Origin of the sequence: uncultured Nostoc sp., from assembly GCF_964245575.1 — a bacterium.
GTDB lineage: Bacteria > Cyanobacteriota > Cyanobacteriia > Cyanobacteriales > Nostocaceae > Nostoc.
In genome coordinates this window covers 2,127-6,510 of record NZ_CAXTNP010000367.1, presented here as the reverse complement: position 1 = coordinate 6,510, position 4,384 = coordinate 2,127, and the positions used below count along the sequence as shown (strand labels likewise).

At 44.9% G+C, this 4,384-nt stretch carries 3 protein-coding genes; all 3 read left to right on the top strand.

Annotated elements, in window-relative coordinates:
* On the top strand, positions 1–382 hold a 382-nt coding region (gene vnfG, locus ACFFAP_RS34505; RefSeq protein WP_375515430.1), incomplete at its 5' end, for a V-containing nitrogenase subunit delta.
* Positions 383–887: 505 nt separating this feature from the next.
* On the top strand, positions 888–2,273 hold the full coding sequence (gene vnfK, locus ACFFAP_RS34500) for a V-containing nitrogenase subunit beta (RefSeq protein ID WP_375515429.1): 1,386 nt from the start codon (positions 888–890) through the stop codon (positions 2,271–2,273).
* Between the two features lie 318 nt (positions 2,274–2,591).
* The gene (locus ACFFAP_RS34495; RefSeq protein ID WP_375515428.1) at positions 2,592–4,127 is read left to right on the top strand and encodes a nitrogenase component 1; all 1,536 of its coding nucleotides are present in this window, start codon (positions 2,592–2,594) and stop codon (positions 4,125–4,127) included.
* Positions 4,128–4,384 lie beyond the last annotated feature (257 nt).

Here is a 4,384-nt window from a genome sequence, read left to right as displayed (position 1 = left end):
TGCGCCACAGGTTCAACAGCAAGCTAACGAAATCGCGTCATACATTCAAGACCGAGCTGCACAAGTCACGAAATTAATTCAAGAACGGTGTTTGTGGCAGTTTCACTCACGTGCATGGGATCGCGAAGAAAACATCAATGGTGTTCTCAACATGGCCGCCCAAATCTTGACTGGAGAAAAGGTGGTTCTAGAAACCTTGATCGACAGAGGTTTTTATGCAGATGCGAAGATCCTTTCGGCTGACCTAGAAATCAGGTTTTCATGGTTAAGTAACATGGAAAACTCGCAAAAGAAGGCAGTACTGGAGTCTGTTAAGGCAATGCTGATCGATATTGTAATAACCAAGTCGAAGAATGGTGAATTGCATTATTCGCTTTATTAAAGCAATTAGATCGGTAATTCAACCCTCCGGGTGACGCTCCTGCGTCGCTCTAAGGGAAGCTCGAAGGCTTTACGCTGACCTAACGGCAGTTCTTCTTGGGGGTTTCCCCCAAGGACTGCCTCACCAAACCAACGGCGTTGCTCAATTGGAGTATGAATTAGAGTTTTGTCATCCTGTTAGTGTTTGTGCAGAAATTTTCTTACAGGGTAGAGAGTGATGTCTACGACGAGCTACGCGCCAAAAACATTCCCAAGAAGCATAGTGTCCGCGTACCGTCTTACTACAGAGGCATCTCATCTAGTTTCCAAGATTTTTAGGAAATTCAATTCTACTTTTCTTCTGTAATCGACGGTATGCGTAGCTTACTTCCTGGTCGGGTAAAGCGTTAGCGATCGCTCGCCGCAGGCATTGCTCTACTTTCTTAAGCTCAAAATGACAATTCATATCTTCGTTGAACAACGCTAAACAAAATCACGCAATTTTTTACCACATAGGAGTCAAGAGAATGTCTTTAGTTGTAAAACAAAAAGAACGCAAGGGAATCATCAATCCTATATTTACCTGTCAGCCTGCTGGGGCTGAATATGCTGCAATTGGAGTAAAAGATTGTATTCCCCTGGTGCATGGAGGACAGGGATGTAGTATGTTCGTTCGTCTGCTGTTTGCCCAGCATTTGAAGGAAAATTTTGACATTGCTTCTTCTTCACTCCATGAAAATAGCGCCGTCCTTGGAGGACAGCCACGCATTGAGGAAGCCGTACATACTTTAGTAGCACGATATCCCGATTTACGGATTATTCCAATTATTACGACTTGTTCAACTGAGACGATTGGGGACGATATCGAAGGAACCATTAACAAGCTTAACGGTCAGTTAAAGAAAGACTATCCCGATCGCAAGATTGTCCTTGTTCCCGTGCATACCCCCAGTTACAAAGGTAGCCAGGTCAGTGGCTATAATGTCGGCATACATGCAATCATTTCTAGCCTAGCAAAAAAAGGCGAACCAACTGGCAAGTTGAACCTCATTACTGGGTGGCTTAACCCTGGAGATGTCACGGAAATCAAGCGCATCTTAAAAGATATGGATGTTCCAGCAAACATCTTAGTGGATACAGAATCCTTCGATGCGCCCACCATGCCCGATAAGACAAGTTTTGCCTTTGGGAATTCAACCATTGAAGAAATTGCTGATTCTGCTAATGCGTTGGGAACTATTGCCTTATGCAAATATGAAGGAGGCAGCTCAGCTGAATTCTTAGAAGAGAAGTTTAAGGTTCCTGCAATTATTGGCCCAACACCGATTGGCATCAAAAACACTGACGTCTGGCTGCAAAATATCCAGAAACTGACTGGTAAAGCAATACCAGAATCTTTAGTTAGAGAACGTGGAAAGGCTATCGATGCGATCGCAGACCTCGCCCACATGTTCTTTGCCAACAAGAAGGTAGCTATTTACGGAGATCCCGATCTGGTAATTGGCCTAGCAGAGTTCTGCTTGGAATGTGAGTTAGAGCCAGTGCTGATGTTGTTGGGAGACGACAACAGAGCCTGCACCAAAGACCCAAGAATTGCCCAGTTGGAGAAGCAAGCAGCCTGTGATATCGAAGTCATCTGGAATGCAGACCTCTGGGAATTGGAGCGCCGCATTAAAGATAAATCCCTCGAAATCGACTTGATTCTAGGTCATTCCAAAGGTCGATATATTTCTATCGATCACAAGATTCCAATGGTTCGGGTTGGCTTCCCCAGCTTTGACCGCGCAGGTCTGTGGAAATACCCCATTATTGGCTATAAAGGAGCAGAATGGCTAGCAGACACCATTGCTAACACTATGTTTGCAGATATGGAGAACAAGCATGAGCGCGAATGGATCTTAAACGTTTGGTAGAAAGCTGATGTATATGGGGGATGGCATCTATCCACAGTGATATTTCTGTCATCCACCCCCAACTGATTAGATGGTATTTCCATCATAATTTTTACGATACTTAGCAATCCTATGTCAATTGTAAACCAGGCAGCACCCGTTTAACTGATTAGTATCAGAGGGCGGCTTAGTAGCCTGGTTTACAAATCACCCTCCGGGTGACGCTCCTGCGTCGCTAACGCTGACGCTAACGGCAGTTCCTCCCGGGGGAAACCCCCAAGACCAGACTGCCTCACAGGGTACTGAAAACAGAAGCTATAGAAAGACTGGAGAGTGATCATGACTGCAACAACAAGTATAGATAAGAATGTCGTATTTTACGGAAATTTAAGCGAACTGTATCGCTTGGCAAAAGAGGGTAAAATTAAGACCACTTTACAAGGTAGTCATACCCGCCCCTGTAAATTTTGGACTGCAACGAAGATTTTAAGTGGGATTAAAAATGCGATCGTCATTTCTCACGGGCCGAGTGGCTGTGCCTATGGTGTCAAGCGGGCATACAAGCTGACCAATAGCCGCAATAGTGGTTCACCTTATGAACCCGTGGTGACTACGAACATGAGTGAGAAAGCGGTAATTTTTGGTGGAGAAAAAGAATTAGCAGGTGCGATTCGAGAAGTAAATGAAAAATACCATCCCGATGCGATCGTTGTTGCCACTAGTTGTGCGTCTGGTATTATTGGGGACTGTGTTGATGACGTCGTGAATAAGGCGCGCGGCGAAATCCAGTCTGAGATCATGACGATACATTGTGAAGGATTTGCCGGGGAGTATCGCAGTGGATTTGATATCGTATTTCGGCAAATCGTAGACTTTATGGAGCCGCCAACTCCAGAGCGGAAGGCACAACTAGCCGATGCTGTCAATATTGTGGGCGCAAAGATGGGCCCTGAAAGAACAGAAGTCGAAACTGATGTTAAAGAACTGGTGCGATTGATAGAAGGAATGGGGGCACGAGTTCATAGCGTCATCGCTGGTGACTGTACTTTAGAAGAACTAAAGCAAGCACCAAGTGCGGCAGTCAACTGTACTTTATGTTTGGATCTTGGCTATACCATCGGTAAAGCCATGTCAGACAAGTTCGGTACTCCGCTAAACTCTACTATCCTTCCCTATGGAATCACCGCTACAGAAAAATGGCTCGAAGGGGCGGCAAAATATTTAGGGATGGAAGAACAGGCGGCTGCCCTAATGGAAAAGGAATATGCCGCAATCAAGACTGAATTTGAAGCAGCTAAGGGTTATATAGAAGGGAAGTTAGCGATTATCGAAGGACATGATGCTATCAAGTGCTTATCCCTTGCTCACATGTTGGATCGTGATTTTGGGATGCGTGTAGTAATCTATAACTTCCATCCCTGGAGTACAGAAGCACGAGAAACCAGTGTAGACTACCTATTGGAAACAGGGTTAGACCCGGAAATCCTGATTACGAAAGGGACACTGGCCTTTGGCAAGTACGAGTCAATGAAACAAACGGAAGATGAATTACTGGATTTCATTGGTGGTCTTGATGCAGAATCGGTAGTTTATTTTGGTTCTTCCTTGAGTTTCCCCCATATTCCCGTAGTCGATTTAAATGCTATCTTAAATCGTCCCAGATTTGGCTATCGCGGAGCCTTAAAGGTCGCAAGGTGTATTAAAACAGCACTTCAATATGGCTTTAGACCTCGGAGTGCTTTAACCAAGCAAATGGTATTCCCTAAAAATTCCGGGTTAGCATCTACTCAATCACTAAGCGGAAAATTAGCTCAAGACATGCCTGATTGTACCGTATATGCAGAGAAGAGACGGGGAAAATGTATGAACGAGTAATAAATGAAATGTGACTTTGCTGAATATAAAGTATGGATTTGTCTCACGCAGAAAATTGTAGGTTGGGTAGAACTTTAGTGTTACCCAACAAACTCTTCGGAAATGTTGGGTTTCGTTCCTCAAACGCCACTTGCTTCAAGTCGGCAGAGCCGCCCAACGCAGTGGCTCCCCAATCTACGTAGACTGATACGGACAAGGCTTAAGCCAAAAATGTCAAGGCAGAAGCCGTTACAGGCTGCGCGAAACACGGAAACGTC

What these genes read in the sequence shown, in the direction of transcription:
- vnfK (WP_375515429.1), top strand. Translation starts at nt 888, where the DNA reads ATGTCTTTAGTTGTAAAACAAAAAGAACGCAAGGGAATCATCAATCCT.
- ACFFAP_RS34495 (WP_375515428.1), top strand. Translation starts at nt 2,592, where the DNA reads ATGACTGCAACAACAAGTATAGATAAGAATGTCGTATTTTACGGAAAT.